The following is a 16,903-nucleotide window of genomic DNA, read 5'->3' on the forward strand; positions in this document are numbered from 1 at the left end:
CTGCAGCGACGGCTTCAAGGAAAGTGGGGGCTTTGTTCCCCTTGTTGTCATCAACCATGGTCTACAGATCCATCAACAAACGGCGCGGGTCTTCGAGCGCCTCTTTCACGCGGACAAGGAAGGTGACCGCCCCCTTGCCGTCGACGATACGGTGATCGTAGCTCAGCGCCAGATACATCATTGGCCGGATCACGATTTCGCCGTTCACCACCATCGGCCGCTCCTGGATCTTGTGCATGCCGAGAATGCCCGATTGCGGCGGGTTCAGGATCGGGCTCGACATCAGCGAGCCGTAAACCCCGCCGTTCGAGATCGTGAAGCTGCCGCCCTGCATCTCGGCCATGGTGAGCTTGCCGTCGCGCGCGCGCAGGCCGAGTTCGGCGATCTTCTGCTCGATCGCGTGGAAGCTCATCTGGTCGGCATCGCGCACCACCGGCACCACGAGCCCCTGCGGGGTGCCCACCGCCACACCCATGTGCACGTAGTTCTTGTAGACGACATGATCGCCATCAATCTCGGCGTTCACATCGGGCACTTCCTTCAGCGCGTGGATGCAGGCCTTCACGAAGAACGACATGAAGCCGAGCTTCACGCCATGCTTCTTGAAAAACAGGTCCTTGTACTCGTTGCGCAACTCCATCACCGCCGACATGTCGACTTCGTTGTAGGTGGTGAGGATCGCGGCGGTGTTCTGCGCGTCCTTGAGGCGGCGGGCGATGGTCTGGCGCAGGCGCGTCATCTTCACCCGCTCCTCGCGGGCGGCATCCTCGGCCGGTACGGCGGCGCGCGGCGTGGCGGAGGGAGCAGGCTTGGCGCTCGGGGCAGAGGTGGCGGCCACGGCGCGGGCGACGTCGTCTTTCATGATCCGCCCGTCACGGCCCGAGCCTTCGACCTTGTCGGGCGAAAGCCCGGCCTCGGCCATCGCCTTCTTGGCCGATGGCGCATGCTCGATGTCCTTGCCCGTTGCCTCCGGAGCGACCGGCTTGTCTTCCGTTTCGGCTTTCGGTGCCGGTTTCGCAGGCCCGCCCGAAGCACCCTCGGCGATCACCGCGAGCTTGCCGCCGGCCTCCACCGTGGACCCTTCTTCAAACAGAATCTCGCTCAGCACACCCGAAACCGGCGCGGGCACCTCGACGGATACCTTGTCGGTTTCCAGTTCGCAGAGCATCTCGTCGGCCTCGACGCTGTCGCCGGCCTTCTTGAACCAGGTTGATACCGTCGCCTCGCTGACGCTTTCGCCAAGCGCGGGCACCATCACGTCAACCGCTGCGCCGGACTTGGGCTCTGGCTCGGACTCGGCCTCCGGCTTTTTCGCTTTTTCGGATTTCTCGGCCTTGGCCGGGGCCTTTGCACCTTCACCCTCGGTGAGGGTGGCGAGTAGGGCATCGACACCCACGGTTTCGCCCTCGGCCGCGATGATGTCGCCCAGAACGCCCGCCGCGGGGGCGGGCACCTCGACCGTCACCTTGTCGGTTTCGAGCTCGCAGAGCATCTCGTCGACCTCCACGGCGTCGCCCGGCTTCTTGAACCAGGTCGCCACGGTGGCCTCGGTCACGCTTTCGCCCAAGGTGGGCACCCGAACTTCAATGCTCATGGGTCAGTTTCCTTCGATCGTCAGCGCGTCGTTCACGAGCGCCTCTTGTTGGGCTTTGTGCTGGCTCATCAGGCCGGTCGCGGGAGAGGCCGCTGCCGGACGCCCGACATACCGGGGGCGGGTATCGGTTTCGCGGATGCGGCCCAGAACCCATTCGATGTTCGGTTCCATGAAGCTCCAGCCGCCCTGGTTCTTGGGCTCTTCCTGGCACCAGACAACCTCGGCGTTGGGGAAACGTTCCAGTTCCTTGACCAGGCTCAGCGCCGGGAAAGGATAGAACTGCTCCACCCGCATGATGTAGACATCCTCGATCTCGCGCTCGTCGCGCGCTTCGAGCAGGTCGTAGTAGACCTTGCCCGAACACATCACCACACGCTTGATCTTGTCGTCGGCAACCAGCTTGCCGCTTGAACGCCCGGTGCGGTGTTGCGGATCGGCGTCGTCCCACAGCACGCGGTGGAACGACGAGCCCTCGATGAAGTCGGCGGCATCCGAGACCGCGAGCTTGTGGCGCAGCAGAGATTTGGGCGTCATCAGGATCAGCGGCTTGCGATAGGTCCGGTGCAACTGGCGGCGCAGGATATGGAAGTAGTTCGCCGGCGTGGTGCAGTTGGCCACGATCCAGTTGTCGCCGCCGCACATCTGCAGGAAGCGTTCGAGCCGTGCCGAGGAGTGCTCCGGCCCCTGCCCCTCGTAGCCATGCGGCAGGAGCACGGTAAGGCCCGACATCCTGAGCCACTTGGCCTCGCCCGAGGAAATGAACTGGTCGAACATGATCTGCGCACCGTTGGCGAAATCGCCGAACTGCGCCTCCCACATCGTCAGCGCGTTGGGCTCGGCGAGGCTGTAGCCGTATTCAAACCCGAGCACGGCGTATTCCGAGAGCATCGAGTCGATCACCTCGTAGCGGCCCTGCCCTTCGCGGATGTGATTGAGCGGGTAGTAACGTTCCTCGGTGCCCTGGTTGATCAGCGCGGAATGGCGATGCGAAAAGGTGCCGCGGGTGGAATCCTGCCCCGAGAGGCGCACCGGGTAGCCTTCCAGCATCAGCGAGCCGAAGGCCAGTGCCTCGCCGGTGGCCCAATCGAAGCCCGTGCCGGTCTCGAACATCTGGCGCTTGGCCTCGAGCATCCGGCCCACCGTCTTGTGCAGATCAAACCCCTCGGGCGCACGGGTGAGCGCGGCACCGATCTCGTGGAACGTGGCCTCCGGGATCGCGGTTTGGCCGCGCTGGTATTCCTCGCCCTGACGGTTGAGGTGCGACCAGCGGCCATCGAGCCAATCGGCCTTGTTGGGTTTGTAGTCCTTCGAGGCCTCGAACTCGCCGTTCAACTCGGCCTGGAACACGGTCTTCATGTCCTCGATCTCGCCCTCGGGGATCAGCCCGTCCCTGATGAGCCGCTCGGTATAGAGCTGAAGCGTGGTCTTGTGGGTCTTGATCGTCTTGTACATCAGAGGGTTGGTGAACATCGGTTCATCCCCCTCGTTGTGGCCGAAGCGCCGATAGCAGAACATGTCGATGACCACGTCCTTGTGGAACTTCTGGCGGAACTCGATCGCCACCCTGGCGGCATGGACAACCGCTTCCGGGTCGTCGCCGTTGACGTGGAAGATCGGCGCTTCCACCATCAGCGCGATATCGGTCGGGTAAGGCGAGGAGCGCGAGAAGCTCGGCGCGGTGGTAAACCCGATCTGGTTGTTGACGATGATGTGGATCGTGCCGCCGGTGCGGTGACCGACCAGGCCGGAAAGGCCGAAGCCTTCCGCCACCACGCCCTGCCCGGCAAAGGCCGCATCGCCGTGCAGCAGAACCGGCAGCACCTGCGTGCGCTCGGTATCGCCGAGTTGCGCCTGCTTGGCGCGCACCTTGCCAAGCACGACCGGGTTGACCGCTTCGAGGTGGCTGGGGTTGGCGGTGAGGCTGAGGTGCACCTTGTTGCCGTCGAACTCGCGGTCCGAGGAAGCGCCGAGGTGGTATTTCACGTCGCCCGACCCGTCCACGTCCTCGGGCTTGAAGCTGCCGCCCTGAAACTCGTTGAAGATCGCGCGGTAGGGCTTCGACATCACGTTGGCGAGCACCGAGAGACGGCCGCGGTGCGGCATCCCGATCACGATTTCCTTCAGGCCCAGTTGACCGCCGCGCTTGATGATCTGCTCCATCGCCGGCACCAGCGCCTCGGCGCCGTCGAGGCCGAAGCGCTTGGTGCCCATGAACTTGACGTGGCAGAACTTCTCGAAGCCCTCGGCCTCGACCAGCTTGTTCAGGATCGCCCGGCGGCCGCGCTTGGTGAACTGGATCTCCTTGCCGAACCCCTCGATCCGCTCCTTGAGCCAGCTCGATTGCTCGGGATCGGAAATATGCATGTATTGCAGCGCGAAGGTGCCGCAATAGGTCCGCCGCACGATGTCGAGGATCTGGCGCATGCTCGCGGTTTGCAGGCCCAGCACGTTGTCGAGGAAGATCGGCCGGTCCATGTCGGCCTCGGTGAAGCCGTAAGACGCCGGATCAAGCTCGGGGTGGGCGCTCTTTTCCTGCAGGCCAAGCGGGTCGAGTTCGGCGGCAAGGTGGCCGCGGATACGGTAGGCGCGGATGATCATCAGCGCGCGCACCGAATCGAGCACCGCGCGTTTCACCTGGTCTTCGGTTATGACGGCACCAACGTCGCGGGCCTTTTCCCTGACCTTCTCGGCCATTTTCTGGGGCTTGGCTTCCTCCGGCCATTGACCGTCGAGCGCGTGGACGAGATCGCCGCCCGGGGTGGGCGGCCAGTCGGCGCGCGCCCACGAGGGCCCTTGCGCCTCGGCGGTCACGTCGCTCTCGCCGTCGCCCAGTTCGGCAAAGAACGCCCGCCACGCTTCGTCCACTGCATCCGGGTCTTTCGCGTATTGGGCATAGAGCTGTTCAAGATAGGCCGCGTTGTGGCCTTGCATGAAACTGGAGGCCTTGAACTGGTCGTTGGGGGATTGGTCGGTCATGGTGTCACCTGACGAAATGGACCGCGTGCGCCCGTCGGAGGCGGGCGCACGCGAAAGGATTACTTGCCGATCGCTTCCAGCACGGCCTCGCCCAGCGTTGCCGGGCTGTCGGCCACCACGATGCCCGCGGCGCGCATCGCTTCGATCTTGTCCTCGGCGCCGCCCTGGCCGCCCGACACGATCGCGCCGGCATGGCCCATGCGGCGGCCCGGAGGCGCGGTGCGGCCCGCGATGAAGCCGGCAACCGGCTTCCAGCGGCCTTTTTTCTTCTGCTCCTTGAGGAACTCGGCCGCTTCTTCCTCGGCGGTGCCGCCAATCTCGCCGATCATGATGATGCTCTCGGTCTCGTCGTCGTCGAGGAACATGTCGAGCACGTCGATATGCTCGGTGCCCTTGATCGGGTCGCCGCCGATACCCACGGCGGTCGATTGGCCGAGGCCGATGTCGGAGGTCTGTTTCACCGCCTCATAGGTCAGCGTGCCCGACCGGCTGACGACACCCACGCTGCCGCGCTTGTGGATGTGGCCGGGCATGATGCCGATCTTGCAGGCATCGGGGGTGATCACGCCGGGGCAGTTCGGGCCGATCAACCGCGAGGCCGAGCCTTCGAGCGCGCGTTTGACCTTCATCATGTCGAGCACCGGGATGCCCTCGGTGATGCAGACGATCAGCTCCATCTCCGCGTCGATGGCTTCGAGGATCGAATCCGCCGCGAAGGGCGGCGGCACGTAGATCACGCTGGCATTCGCCTGCGTGACCGCCTTGGCCTCGTGCACCGAGTTGAAGACGGGGAGGTTGAGGTGGGTCTGCCCGCCCTTGCCGGGGGTCACGCCGCCGACCATCTTGGTGCCGTAGGCAATCGCCTGTTCGGAGTGGAAGGTGCCCTGCGAGCCGGTGAAGCCCTGGCAGATCACCTTGGTGTTTTCATCAATCAGAATTGCCATCTGCCTTACCCCTTCACCGCCTTGACGATCTTCTCGGCACCATCCGACAGGTTGTCGGCGGCGATCACGTCGAGACCGGAATTGTTGATCAGCGCCTTGCCCTCTTCCACGTTGGTGCCTTCGAGGCGCACCACCAGCGGCACCTTGAGGCCGACGTCCTTCACCGCCGCGATCACGCCTTCCGCGATCACGTCGCAGCGCATGATGCCGCCGAAGATGTTGACGAGGATGCCCTTCACCTGCGGGTCGGAGGTGATGATCTTGAAGGCTTCTGTCACCTTCTCCTTGGTCGCGCCGCCGCCCACGTCGAGGAAGTTGGCAGGCTCGGCACCGTAGAGCTTGATGATGTCCATCGTCGCCATGGCGAGGCCCGCGCCGTTCACCATGCAGCCGATCTCGCCATCGAGCGCGATGTAGTTGAGATCGTATTTCGAGGCTTCCAGCTCTTTCGGGTCTTCCTCCGAGGTGTCGCGCAGTTCGGCGATGTCGGGGTGGCGGTAGACCGCGTTGCCGTCGAAGCCGAACTTGGCGTCGAGCACCTTGAGATCGCCGGTATCGGTCACAATCAGCGGGTTGATCTCGAGCATCTCCATGTCTTTCTCGGTGAAGACCTTGTAGAGCGTGCCCATCAGCGCGACGCATTGCTTGACCTGAGCGCCTTCGAGGCCGAGCGCGAAAGCAATGCGCCGACCGTGGAAACCCTGGTAGCCGGTGGCCGGATCGACGCTGAACGACAGGATCTTCTCGGGCGTCTTCGCCGCCACTTCCTCGATGTCCATGCCACCCTCGGTGGAGCAGACGAAGGAGATCCGGCTGGTTTTGCGATCGACCAGCAGGGCGAGGTAAAGCTCGCGCTCGATGCCGGAGCCGTCCTCGATGTAGATGCGGTTGACCTGCTTGCCCGCCGGGCCGGTCTGGTGCGTCACCAGCGTGCGGCCGAGCATCTTCTTGGCTTCCTCGGCGGCCTCCTCGACCGATTTGGCAAGGCGAACGCCGCCCTTCTCGCCCGCACCGGCTTCCTTGAAGTGGCCTTTGCCACGACCACCGGCGTGAATTTGCGCCTTCACCACCCAGAGCGGCCCGTCGAGCTCACCTGCCTTGGTTTTGGCTTCGTCGGCCTTGAGAACGACCCGGCCGTCGGAAACCGGTGCGCCGTAGCTGCGAAGAAGCGCCTTCGCCTGGTATTCATGGATGTTCATGAACCTATCCCGTTTGCTTGCGATTGCTGCGCACATTGCACAGCACACGGGGGTGAAGAAACGGTTTTTTACCAAGCGGGCACCTTTCGGCCCCGATTTTCCTTATTCGTGATCACATTTTTCCGACGCGTGATCACAAATGAGGATTGCGACAGGCTGTCGCAGCCGGCGATCCCGGCGAGTCACCCCTTCAACGCAGAAGGCCGGGCACAGGGCCCGGCCTTCGCGTTCGCATTCCACAGGTCTCAGGCAAGCGTTTCGTCGATCCCCTTGCAGGCTTCCACCAGCCCTTTGACCGCATCGACCGATTTGTCGAACATCTCCTGCTCGTCCTTGGCGAGCTTGATATCGACGATCCGCTCGATGCCGCCAGCGCCGATGATCGTCGGCACGCCGACATACATGCCGTCGAGTCCGAGAGCGCCGTCGACGTAAGCCGCGCAGGGCAGCAGGCGCTTCTGGTCCTTCAGATAGGCTTCCGCCATTTCCACGGCGGAGGCGGCCGGGGCGTAGAAGGCCGAGCCGGTTTTCAGCAGGCCGACGATCTCGGCACCGCCGTCGCGGGTGCGCTGCACGATCGCGTCCAGCTTCTCCTGGGTGGTCCAGCCCATCTCCACGAGATCGGGCAGCGGGATGCCGGCAACCGTCGAGTAACGGGTGAGCGGCACCATGGTGTCGCCGTGACCACCGAGCACGAAGGCGGTGACATCCTTCATCGACACCTCGAATTCGACCGAGAGGAAATGACGGAAGCGCGCCGCGTCGAGCACGCCCGCCATGCCGACCACCTTCTCGGCGGGCAAGCCGGAATACTGCTGCAGCGCCCAGACCATCGCATCGAGCGGGTTGGTGATGCAGATCACGAAGGCGTTGGGGGCGTTGGCCTTGATCCCTTCGCCCACCGCCTTCATCACCTTGAGGTTGATGCCGAGCAGGTCGTCGCGGCTCATGCCGGGTTTGCGCGGCACACCGGCGGTGACGATGCAGACGTCGGCACCCGCGATATCGGCGTAATCCGTCGTGCCCTTCAGCGCCGCGTCGAAGCCTTCGACCGGGCCCGATTCCGCGATGTCCAGCGCCTTGCCCTGGGGCGTGCCGTCGGCGATGTCGAAGAGAACCACGTCACCGAGTTCCTTGAGCGCGACGAGATGGGCGAGCGTGCCGCCGATCTGGCCTGCGCCGATGAGGGCAATCTTGGGTCGAGCCATGAAATGATCTCCGATCAGGTTTGTTTGGTGCCGGTTGCCTACCCCCGGTTACGCTGCCACGCAAGCCCGCCACGCCGCAGCGCGGGCGATACCCCGCCTCTTGCGCCGCCGATTGATACCGCTAAACCTGTTCAGAATGAGGGGCTTCCGGGAAACGCACGCGTGGAACTCGACCTGACATTCTTCCTCGTCGCGATCCCGGCAGTGATCTTCGCGGGCGTCTCGAAGGGTGGCTTCGGCTCCGGCGCTGCCTTCGCAGCCACACCGCTTCTGGCGCTGATTCTGGAGCCCGGCCAGGCGATCGGGCTGATGCTGCCGCTGCTCATGCTGATGGATGTGACCGCGCTCAAACCCTACTGGAAAACCTGGGACACTCCCTCGGCGCTGGCGCTGATCGTCGGCGCGGTACCCGGCATTGTGCTCGGGGCCGCGCTCTATTCGGTGAGCAATCCCGACCTGTTTCGCTTCCTGATCGGCGCGGTGGCGCTGGCCTTCGTCGGCTGGCAGGCGGCGAAGCGGCTCGGGCTCTACCGACCGGGCACGCGGCCGATGTCGCTTTGGGGCGGGCGGATCGCCGGAGCGGTGACCGGGTTCACCAGCTTCATCAGCCATGCCGGCGGGCCGCCGTCGGCAGTGTTCCTGCTCACCCGCGGTTTTGACAAGACCACCTACCAGGGCACCACCGTGCTGGTGTTCTGGGCGGTGAACCTGCTGAAGTTCCTGCCTTATCTCTTCCTCGGCATCTTCACCTGGGAAACCGCTCGCGCCGATCTCATCCTCGTGCCCTTCGCCGTGCTCGGGGTCTGGCTGGGCGTCTTGGCGCACCGGAAGTTGACCGACCGGTGGTTCTTCACCCTCACGTACGTCTTTCTAACGCTCACCGGCCTCAAGCTGATCTGGGACGCGCTCACCTGATCCTCACGCGGGCTCGCCCGGCGCAACCGGATCGAACCGGCGAAACCGCGCACCCGCCGCCACGAGGCAGGCGATCCCGTCCGGCGCGGTGAGCAGGATCGTCCAGCTTCCGGTTTCGTCGGACGCGAAGAGCTCCAGCACCTGGCGGCCACCGACCACCCCGAGCGACTGGCGGCTTTCGCCATAGTCGCGCGCCAGCCGCTCTACGATCATCGCGCGTTCGCCGCAGCTGGTTTCCTGCGCGCGAAGCGCCTGCGTCGCGAGCAGGATGGCACCGAGACCAAGGCCGAGGGTGAGGATTTCGCGGGTCATCGCCTGTCCTTTCCGTGCGTGAATGGCCCGGGAAGGCTGGCGCTCAGCGGCAAAGGCCGGGTTAACCCCGCGTACGCCCAGATTTCGCTGCATTGCGGCAAATTGGGTCTTGCGGATTCCTGCGCCGATGTGGTCGGTTGCGCAACAAAATTGCCGGATGGAGAGAATCATGACCCAGTCGATGCGCCCCTATCGCTCGGTGCTGTATATTCCGGGCTCGAACGCGCGTGCGCTCGACAAGGCCCGTGGGCTTGCCGCCGACGCGATTATCTTCGACCTCGAAGATGCCGTGGCCCCCGACGCCAAGGATGCGGCCCGCACCACCCTGCGCACTGAACTCGACGAGGGCGGCTACGGCAACCGGGCCAAGCTCGTGCGGATCAACGGCTTCGAAAGTCGCTGGGGCAATGCCGATATCCAGGCCTTCCGAAACGCCGAGATCGACGGCATCCTGCTGCCCAAGGTCAATTCCGCCTACGATATCGAAACTCTGGCCGAGATGATGTCGGACGTGCCGATCTGGGCGATGATGGAAACCGCCTCCGGCGTGCTCAATGCCAAGGAAATCGCCGCCCACCCGCGTCTCGCCGGGATCGTGATGGGCACCAACGATCTGGTGAAGGAACTTGGCGCCCGCCCCGGACCCGACCGCGCCGAGATCATGACCGCGCTGCAGATCAGCCTGATCGCTGCCCGCGCCGATGGCGTGCCGATCGTCGACGGCGTGTACAACGCCTTCAAGGACGAGGAGGGGCTGAGGCGCGAATGCGAGCAGGGGCGCGATCTCGGCTTCGACGGCAAAACCCTGATCCACCCCGCCCAGATCGCCATCGCCAACGAGGTCTTTGCGCCCTCCGCGGCCGATCTCGAGCTCGCCCGCCGCCAGATCGCCGCCTTCGAGGAAGCCGAAGCCGCCGGGCAGGGCGTGGCGGTTGTCGATGGAAAGATCGTCGAGAATCTGCATATTGTGACGGCGAAGGCCTTGATCGCCAAGGCCGATGCCATTGCAGACCTCGAAGGATAACCCATGCCCCTGCTCATTCTCGGCCTCATCTTGTGGGTGCTCTCCCACACCTTCAAACGGATCGCCCCCGGCCTGCGCGCCAGCCTTGGGGAAGACCGCGGCAAAGGACTCGTCGCGCTGGTGGCGCTGGCCGGCATCGTGTTGATGGTAATCGGCTACCGCGCCGCCGACGGGGCCATGTTCTGGGGCCGCCACCCGGCCACCGTGGGGATCAACAACCTGTTGAACCTTCTCGCGGTCTATCTTTTTGCCGCCTCGGGCATGAAAACCTGGATCACCTCGAAAATCCGCCATCCGCAGTTGACGGCGGTCAAGGCATGGGCGCTGGCGCATATTCTCGTGAACGGCGACATTCCCTCTTTCGTGCTTTTCGGCGGACTTCTCGCCTGGGCCGTGGCCTCGGTGATCCTGATCAACCGGCAAACCGACGATGTGCGCCCCGCCGGCCCCTTCACCGCGAAGAAGGAAACCATGGCCGTGGTCGGCACGCTCGTCGTCTACGGGCTGATCTCCTGGGCCCACTACCTGCTCGGCTACCCCGCATTCGGATAAGGAGCGCACGATGAAGCTCTACCGCCTTCTCACCGGCGACGACACGCCGGAGTTCAGCCACAAGGTCACCGCCGCGCTGAACGCGGGCTGGGTGCTGCATGGCGGCCCGGCCTACAGCTTCGACGGTGCAAACGGCGTCATGCGCTGTGCACAGGCCGTGGTGAAGGACGTGCCCGGCAAGGAGTATCAGCCCGACATGAAGCTGGGTGAGCAGTGATGGCCAAGACCAACCCGGGCCGGTTCTTCGAGGATTACCGCATCGGCGAGGTGATCGCCCATGCCGTGCCGCGCACCGTGTCGGGCGGCGAACGCGCGCTCTATCACGCGCTCTATCCCGCACGCCACGCACTCTATTCCTCCGACGAGTTCGCCCGCACCTGTGGCCTCGACCAATCGCCGCTCGACGATCTCGCCGCTTTCCACATCGTCTTCGGCAAGACCGTGCCCGATATCTCGCTGAACGCGGTGGCCAACCTTGGCTACGCCGAAGGCCGCTGGCTGAAGCCGGTCTGGCCCGGCGACACGCTGCGCGCGGAAAGCCAAGTGATCGGGATCAAGCAGAATTCCAACGGCAAGTCGGGCGTGGTCTGGGTGCGGACCCGCGGGCTCGACCAGAACGACGAGCCGGTGCTCGACTACATCCGCTGGGTCATGGTGCGCAAACGCGACCCGGAAGCCGATGCCCCCGACACGCTGGTGCCCGAACTCAAACCCGCACTTGCACCAGAACACCTCGCGATCCCCGACGGGCTCGATTTTGCGCGCTACGATTTCACCCTCGCGGGCGAGCGGCACCGGATGGCAGATTACGCAATCGGCGAGAAGATCGACCACGTCGACGGCGTGACCATCGAGGAAGCCGAGCACATGATCGCCACGCGGCTGTGGCAGAACACCGCCAAGGTGCATTTCGACGCCACCAACCGCGACGACGGCAAGCGGCTGATCTATGGCGGCCACGTCATCAGCCTGGCCCGCGCGCTCAGCTTCAACGGACTCGCGAACGCGCAGATGATCGTCGGCCTGAACGCCGGGACCCATGCCAATCCCTGCTTTGCGGGCGATACCCTGCGGGCCTGGTCGGAGGTGCTCGACAAGGCCGAGACAACCCATCCCGGCGTTGGCGCGGTGCGGCTGCGGCTGGTCGCGGTGAAACACGGTGCCCCGGCCTTCGCGCTCAGGGGCGAGGATGGCAAATACCTCCCCGAAGTGCTTCTCGATCTCGACTACTGGGCGTTGATGCCGACCTGACGCATACCTGAGAATATGCCGGAAACGTGCCAGGCTGCCCGCATAGGGAGGTCTTTGGTCATGGTTCTTTCTGTCGTTCTGTTCTGCCTCGCGGGCCTCGGGGCCCTCGTGATGGGATTGAAATACAGCTTCTCGCCGGTGCCGATGGGCTGTCATGCCGAGATGCTCGGCTCCGAAGCGGATCCGCCGTCCGACGGCTTGCAAAACGTGCTCACCGGCCTTTACCGCGCATTTGGCGGCGCGCTGTCGGGCCTCTCACTGGCGATCATCATCCTCGCACTCTGGCGCATCGCCGCGGGACTCGAGGTGGTGCTCGTAGCGGCGCTGATTGCCTTTCTTTTGTGAGACTCCACGCCGCGCGCCGCCGCGCAAAACATTCAAATATCGGGTTTTCGATATTCCTGGCCTTCCGGCGAACGCGATTCTCCTGCCTGCCGGTTGCGAGGCCTCCAAAATAGTGATCACAATATTTAACCTTGTGATCACGAATGCCGAAAACCTTTCACGTTTCCGCTCTCATGCGACATTTCCGCGCCCTCCGGGCGTGACAGGCGGATGAAATTGATTATGCATGTGCAGAACCGCCAACAGCTTCGAAAGGGCATGTCATGGCTGACGTGGACCGGGGAAACCGCCCCCTCTCGCCGCATCTGCAAGTCTACAAATGGCCGCTCAACATGGCGATGTCGATCCTGCACAGGATGACCGGCGTCGCCCTTGGCGTGGTCACCGCGCTGATCGCCATATGGTTCTTCGCGCTGGCGTGGTCGCCTTCGGCGTTCGAGACGGTCAACGGGTTGATGACCTCGTGGCTCGGCTGGCTCGTCCTGCTCGGCGGGGTCGTTTCCGCGTGGTTCCATTTCGTCAACGGCATTCGCCACCTGGTCTGGGACACCGGCTCGCATTTCGGGCAGAAGCGCGTCAACCGCACCGCCGTCGTCGGCCTCGTGGCCACGGCCCTTCTCACCATCGCGACCATCTGGGTCGCCCTCGCGGTGTAAGGAGAACCCGATGCGCTACATGACCGATCGCAAACGCGCCACCGGCCTCGGCTCGGCCCGCTCGGGCACCGGCCATTTTTGGGAGCAGCGGGTGAGTTCCATCGCCTTGCTGATCCTGACGCCGCTTTTCCTTTTCCCGCTCGCCTACAACATGGGCGATGGCTACGAATCGGTGCGCGCCGCCTATGGCCACCCGATCAACGCCACCGTCGCCGTGGCTTTCATGCTCACCGCCTTCCTGCACTTCTTCCAGGGTATCCAGGTGGTGATCGAGGATTACATCCACGGCCGCTTGGAACTGGTACTGATCATCACCATGCGCCTGATGAGCGCCTCCTTTGCCCTGATCGGCACCATCGCGATCCTGAAAATCTTCTTCGGCGCCTGAGGACACACACATGGCAGCTTACGAATACGAAACCCACGAATATGACGTGGTCGTGGTCGGTGCCGGCGGCGCTGGCCTGCGCGCCACCCTCGGCATGGCCGAACAGGGCCTGCGCACGGCAAACGTGACCAAGGTGTTCCCCACCCGCTCTCACACCGTTGCCGCCCAGGGCGGCATCGCCGCAAGCCTCGGCAACATGGGCCCCGACAGCTGGCAATGGCACATGTACGACACCGTGAAGGGCTCCGACTGGCTCGGCGACACCGACGCGATGGAATACCTCGCCCGCGAAGCGCCCGCCGCGGTCTACGAACTGGAGCACTACGGGGTGCCGTTCAGCCGCACCGAGGAAGGCAAGATCTACCAGCGTCCCTTCGGCGGCCACACCACCGAATTTGGCGATGGCCCGCCGGTGCAGCGCACCTGTGCCGCTGCCGACCGCACCGGCCACGCGATCCTGCACACGCTCTACGGCCAGTCGCTCAAGCACAACGCCGAGTTCTACATCGAGTATTTCGCCATCGACCTGATCATGGGCGACGATGGCGCGGTGCAGGGTGTTCTGTGCTGGAAGCTCGACGACGGCACCTTCCACCTGTTTTCCGCCAAGATGGTGGTGCTCGCCACCGGCGGCTATGGCCGCGCCTATTTTTCGGCCACCTCGGCCCATACCTGCACCGGCGACGGCGGCGGCATGGTGGCGCGCGCGGGCCTGCCGCTGCAAGACATGGAGTTCGTGCAATTCCACCCCACCGGCATCTACGGCGCGGGCTGCCTGATCACCGAGGGCGCGCGGGGCGAGGGTGGCTACCTCACCAACTCCGAAGGCGAGCGTTTCATGGAACGCTACGCCCCCAACTACAAGGATCTCGCCCCGCGCGACTACGTTTCGCGCTGCATGACGATGGAGATCCGGGAGGGTCGGGGTGTCGGTGCCGGGGGTGATCACATCCACCTCAACCTCTCGCACCTGCCGCCGGAAGCGCTGGCCGAGCGCCTGCCCGGCATTTCCGAAAGTGCGGCGATCTTCGCCGGTGTCGATGTCACCAAGGAGCCGATCCCGGTTCTGCCGACGGTACATTACAACATGGGCGGCATCCCGACCAACTACTGGGGCGAGGCGCTGAACCCGACGGCCGACAACCCCAACGCCACCGTGCCCGGCCTGATGGCCGTGGGCGAGGCCTCCTGCGCCAGCGTTCACGGTGCCAACCGTCTCGGCTCCAACTCGTTGATCGACCTCGTGGTGTTCGGTCGCGCCGCCGCGATCCGCGCGGGCCAGATCATCGCGCCGGGCAAGCCCAACGCCCCCGTGAACAAGGCTTCGCTCGACAAGGCGTTCGATCGTTTCGACGGGCTGCGCCACGCGACCGGAAGCGTGCCCACCGCCGACCTCAGGCTGGAGATGCAAAAGACGATGCAGGGCCACGCCGCGGTGTTCCGCACCTCGGACGTGCTGAAGGAAGGCGTCGAACTGATGACCGGCGTCGCCGCCAAGCTCGACGATCTCCGGGTCACCGACCGGTCGTTGATCTGGAACTCCGACCTGATGGAAACGCTGGAGCTGACCAACCTCATGCCGAACGCGCTCGCGACGATTGTTGGCGCCGAGGCGCGGCACGAAAGCCGGGGTGCCCATGCGCACGAGGATTTCCCCACCCGCGACGACGAGAACTGGCGGGTGCACACGATCAGCCGGATCGAGGGCAACAAGGTCGATCTCAGCCATCGCCCTGTCGTGCTCGATCCGCTCACCACCGAGGCGGAAGGCGGCATCAGCCTCGACAAGATCGCGCCCAGAGCGCGGACCTTCTGAGCCCGCCATGGCCGAATACCGGGGCATAGGCGCGCGGGCGGTCACTCTGCACATCGGGGTGCAGAAAACCGCCTCAACCGCGCTGCATCACCTGCTACGCCGCAATGCCGATGCGCTTGCGGCGCAGCTCGTGGTGCGGATGCCGGTGCAGGGCACCCCGGCCCAGCGCATGGGCCGCGCCGCGGTGGATTTCAGCCTCGACCCAAGCCCCGAACGCGAGGCGCACCTCGTGGCCCAGATCGAGGCGGTGCGTGACGAGATCACAGCGGGCGAATTGCCCGCCCTCATCAGCCACGAGAACCTGCCCGGCGCGATGCTGGGCAACCCCGGGGTCACAACGCTCTACCCGATGCTGGAACGCCTCGTGGCGCTCTACGAGCGTCACCTCGCGCCTCTCGTGCCGCGCTATGCCTTCTACACCCGCGACATGGCGGCGTGGAAACGAAGCGTGCACAACCAGGCGGTCAAGACCGATGGCTACTCCGGCACCTTCGACGACTTCACCGCCGAAACCGCCGATTGCGGCACGTGGGACAGACTTGCCTCCCGGCTCCGCAGCGCCGTGGGCGACGACCGCGTTGCCGTCTTCGCGCTGGAGGACGAACCAGACCCGAAGCGGCCCGGCCAGCAGCTTTTGCGCTTTGCCGGGCTCTCCGAGGCGCAGATCGCCGCGCTCTCCCCGCTCGCATGGCAGCCAAACCAGAGCCTCAACCCCGGTGCGCTGGAATTCATGCGGCAGGCCAACGCCGCCAACCTTGGGCCGCAGGCGCGCAACAAGGTCATGCAGATCGTCATCGACAACCAGGCGCTCTTCGCGCCCGATGTGCCCGGGCAAGGCCCACGGGCATGACACAGACAGGAACCCCGGGCGGTCTTCCCGCCCTCGCCTTGGATCGAAAGGTAGCGACATGGTGCAACTGACCCTTCCGAAAAACTCGAAGATCCGCACAGGAAAAACCTGGCCCAAGCCCGACGGTGCCAAGCGGCTCAAGAAGTTCATGATCTATCGCTACAACCCGGACGATGGCGAGAATCCCCGGGTCGATACCTATTTCGTCGATCTCGACACCTGCGGCCCGATGGTTCTGGACGCGCTGATCAAGATCAAGAACGAGATCGACCCGACGCTCACCTTCCGCCGCTCCTGCCGCGAGGGCATCTGTGGCTCCTGCGCCATGAACATCGACGGCCAGAACCACCTCGCCTGCATCTTCGGGATCGACGAGGTGAAGGGCGACGTGAAGATCTACCCCCTGCCGCACATGGCCGTGGTCAAGGACCTGATCCCGGACCTGACCCATTTCTACGCCCAGCATGCCTCGATCAAGCCCTGGCTCGAAACCAGATCCGCCCCGCCCGCGAAGGAGTGGAAACAGTCGATCGAAGATCGCAAGAAGCTCGACGGGCTCTATGAATGCGTGATGTGCGCCTGCTGCTCGACCTCCTGCCCGAGCTACTGGTGGAACGAAGATCGCTACCTCGGCCCGGCCACGCTGCTCCACGCCTATCGCTGGATCATCGACAGCCGCGACGAGGCCACCGGCGAACGGCTCGACAACCTTGAAGACCCGTTCAAGCTCTACCGCTGCCACACGATCATGAACTGCGCCCAGACCTGCCCGAAAGGTCTGAACCCGGCGAAAGCGATCGCCGAGATCAAGAAGTTGCAGGTCGAACGGCAGGTGTGAACGCAACGGCAGGGGCAACGGCTTTCAAGACCCGT

Annotated in this window: 17 protein-coding genes; 11 read left to right on the forward strand and 6 right to left on the reverse strand. The window is 64.5% G+C overall.

Annotated elements, in window-relative coordinates; translation table 11 throughout:
• Positions 1 to 61 precede the first annotated feature (61 nt).
• The 5 genes from odhB to mdh form a co-directional block, all read right to left on the reverse strand.
• The gene (odhB, locus tag B9Y97_RS05505) at positions 62 to 1,594 is read right to left on the reverse strand and encodes a 2-oxoglutarate dehydrogenase complex dihydrolipoyllysine-residue succinyltransferase (RefSeq protein ID WP_085525802.1); all 1,533 of its coding nucleotides are present in this window, start codon (positions 1,592 to 1,594) and stop codon (positions 62 to 64) included.
• 3 nt (positions 1,595 to 1,597) lie between these two features.
• A complete protein-coding gene (locus B9Y97_RS05510; protein ID WP_085525803.1) occupies positions 1,598 to 4,570 on the reverse strand; it encodes a 2-oxoglutarate dehydrogenase E1 component in 2,973 nt (990 codons plus the stop codon).
• 59 nt (positions 4,571 to 4,629) lie between these two features.
• The gene (sucD, locus tag B9Y97_RS05515) at positions 4,630 to 5,514 is read right to left on the reverse strand and encodes a succinate--CoA ligase subunit alpha (RefSeq protein ID WP_085525804.1); all 885 of its coding nucleotides are present in this window, start codon (positions 5,512 to 5,514) and stop codon (positions 4,630 to 4,632) included.
• Between the two features lie 5 nt (positions 5,515 to 5,519).
• On the reverse strand, positions 5,520 to 6,713 hold the full coding sequence (gene sucC / locus B9Y97_RS05520) for an ADP-forming succinate--CoA ligase subunit beta (protein ID WP_085525805.1): 1,194 nt from the start codon (positions 6,711 to 6,713) through the stop codon (positions 5,520 to 5,522).
• Positions 6,714 to 6,958: 245 nt separating this feature from the next.
• Positions 6,959 to 7,921, reverse strand: a complete 963-nt coding sequence (gene mdh / locus B9Y97_RS05525) for a malate dehydrogenase (RefSeq protein ID WP_085525806.1) — start codon at positions 7,919 to 7,921, stop codon at positions 6,959 to 6,961.
• A gap of 162 nt (positions 7,922 to 8,083) precedes the next feature.
• Between mdh and B9Y97_RS05530 the strand changes: the two genes are divergently transcribed.
• Entirely contained in the window at positions 8,084 to 8,836 is a 753-nt protein-coding gene (locus B9Y97_RS05530; RefSeq protein ID WP_254900857.1) for a sulfite exporter TauE/SafE family protein, read from the forward strand.
• A gap of 3 nt (positions 8,837 to 8,839) precedes the next feature.
• Here the strand turns inward: B9Y97_RS05530 and B9Y97_RS05535 are convergent, their stop codons facing one another.
• Complete coding sequence (locus B9Y97_RS05535; protein ID WP_085525808.1) at positions 8,840 to 9,148, reverse strand: hypothetical protein; 309 nt, start codon at positions 9,146 to 9,148, stop codon at positions 8,840 to 8,842.
• A gap of 169 nt (positions 9,149 to 9,317) precedes the next feature.
• Between B9Y97_RS05535 and B9Y97_RS05540 the strand changes: the two genes are divergently transcribed.
• The 10 genes from B9Y97_RS05540 to B9Y97_RS05585 all read left to right on the forward strand — a co-directional run bounded on the left by B9Y97_RS05540 (position 9,318) and on the right by B9Y97_RS05585 (position 16,868).
• Complete coding sequence (locus B9Y97_RS05540) at positions 9,318 to 10,172, forward strand: HpcH/HpaI aldolase/citrate lyase family protein (protein ID WP_085525809.1); 855 nt, start codon at positions 9,318 to 9,320, stop codon at positions 10,170 to 10,172.
• Positions 10,173 to 10,175: 3 nt separating this feature from the next.
• Positions 10,176 to 10,724: an NnrU family protein gene (locus B9Y97_RS05545; RefSeq protein ID WP_085525810.1), complete on the forward strand. Its 549-nt coding sequence runs from the start codon at positions 10,176 to 10,178 to the stop codon at positions 10,722 to 10,724.
• 10 nt (positions 10,725 to 10,734) lie between these two features.
• Positions 10,735 to 10,941, forward strand: coding sequence for a DUF1737 domain-containing protein (locus B9Y97_RS05550; protein WP_085525811.1), 207 nt, complete (start codon positions 10,735 to 10,737; stop codon positions 10,939 to 10,941).
• Entirely contained in the window at positions 10,941 to 11,975 is a 1,035-nt protein-coding gene (locus B9Y97_RS05555) for a MaoC family dehydratase (protein ID WP_085525812.1), read from the forward strand. Before B9Y97_RS05550 ends, B9Y97_RS05555 begins: the two co-directional genes overlap by 1 nt.
• A 60-nt stretch (positions 11,976 to 12,035) precedes the next feature.
• Positions 12,036 to 12,320, forward strand: a complete 285-nt coding sequence (locus tag B9Y97_RS05560) for a hypothetical protein (protein ID WP_085525813.1) — start codon at positions 12,036 to 12,038, stop codon at positions 12,318 to 12,320.
• Positions 12,321 to 12,583: 263 nt separating this feature from the next.
• Entirely contained in the window at positions 12,584 to 12,976 is a 393-nt protein-coding gene (sdhC, locus tag B9Y97_RS05565; RefSeq protein ID WP_085525814.1) for a succinate dehydrogenase, cytochrome b556 subunit, read from the forward strand.
• 10 nt (positions 12,977 to 12,986) lie between these two features.
• Entirely contained in the window at positions 12,987 to 13,364 is a 378-nt protein-coding gene (gene sdhD, locus B9Y97_RS05570; protein ID WP_085525815.1) for a succinate dehydrogenase, hydrophobic membrane anchor protein, read from the forward strand.
• Between the two features lie 10 nt (positions 13,365 to 13,374).
• A complete protein-coding gene (sdhA, locus tag B9Y97_RS05575) occupies positions 13,375 to 15,180 on the forward strand; it encodes a succinate dehydrogenase flavoprotein subunit (RefSeq protein WP_085525816.1) in 1,806 nt (601 codons plus the stop codon).
• Between the two features lie 7 nt (positions 15,181 to 15,187).
• Entirely contained in the window at positions 15,188 to 16,030 is an 843-nt protein-coding gene (locus B9Y97_RS05580) for a hypothetical protein (RefSeq protein ID WP_085525817.1), read from the forward strand.
• A 58-nt stretch (positions 16,031 to 16,088) separates the two neighbouring features.
• Positions 16,089 to 16,868 (forward strand): succinate dehydrogenase iron-sulfur subunit, encoded by a 780-nt coding sequence (locus tag B9Y97_RS05585; protein ID WP_085525818.1) that lies wholly within the window; start codon positions 16,089 to 16,091, stop codon positions 16,866 to 16,868.
• Positions 16,869 to 16,903: the final 35 nt, after the last annotated feature.

This window comes from Maritimibacter sp. HL-12 (genome assembly GCF_900177545.1).
Classification (GTDB): domain Bacteria; phylum Pseudomonadota; class Alphaproteobacteria; order Rhodobacterales; family Rhodobacteraceae; genus Sinisalibacter.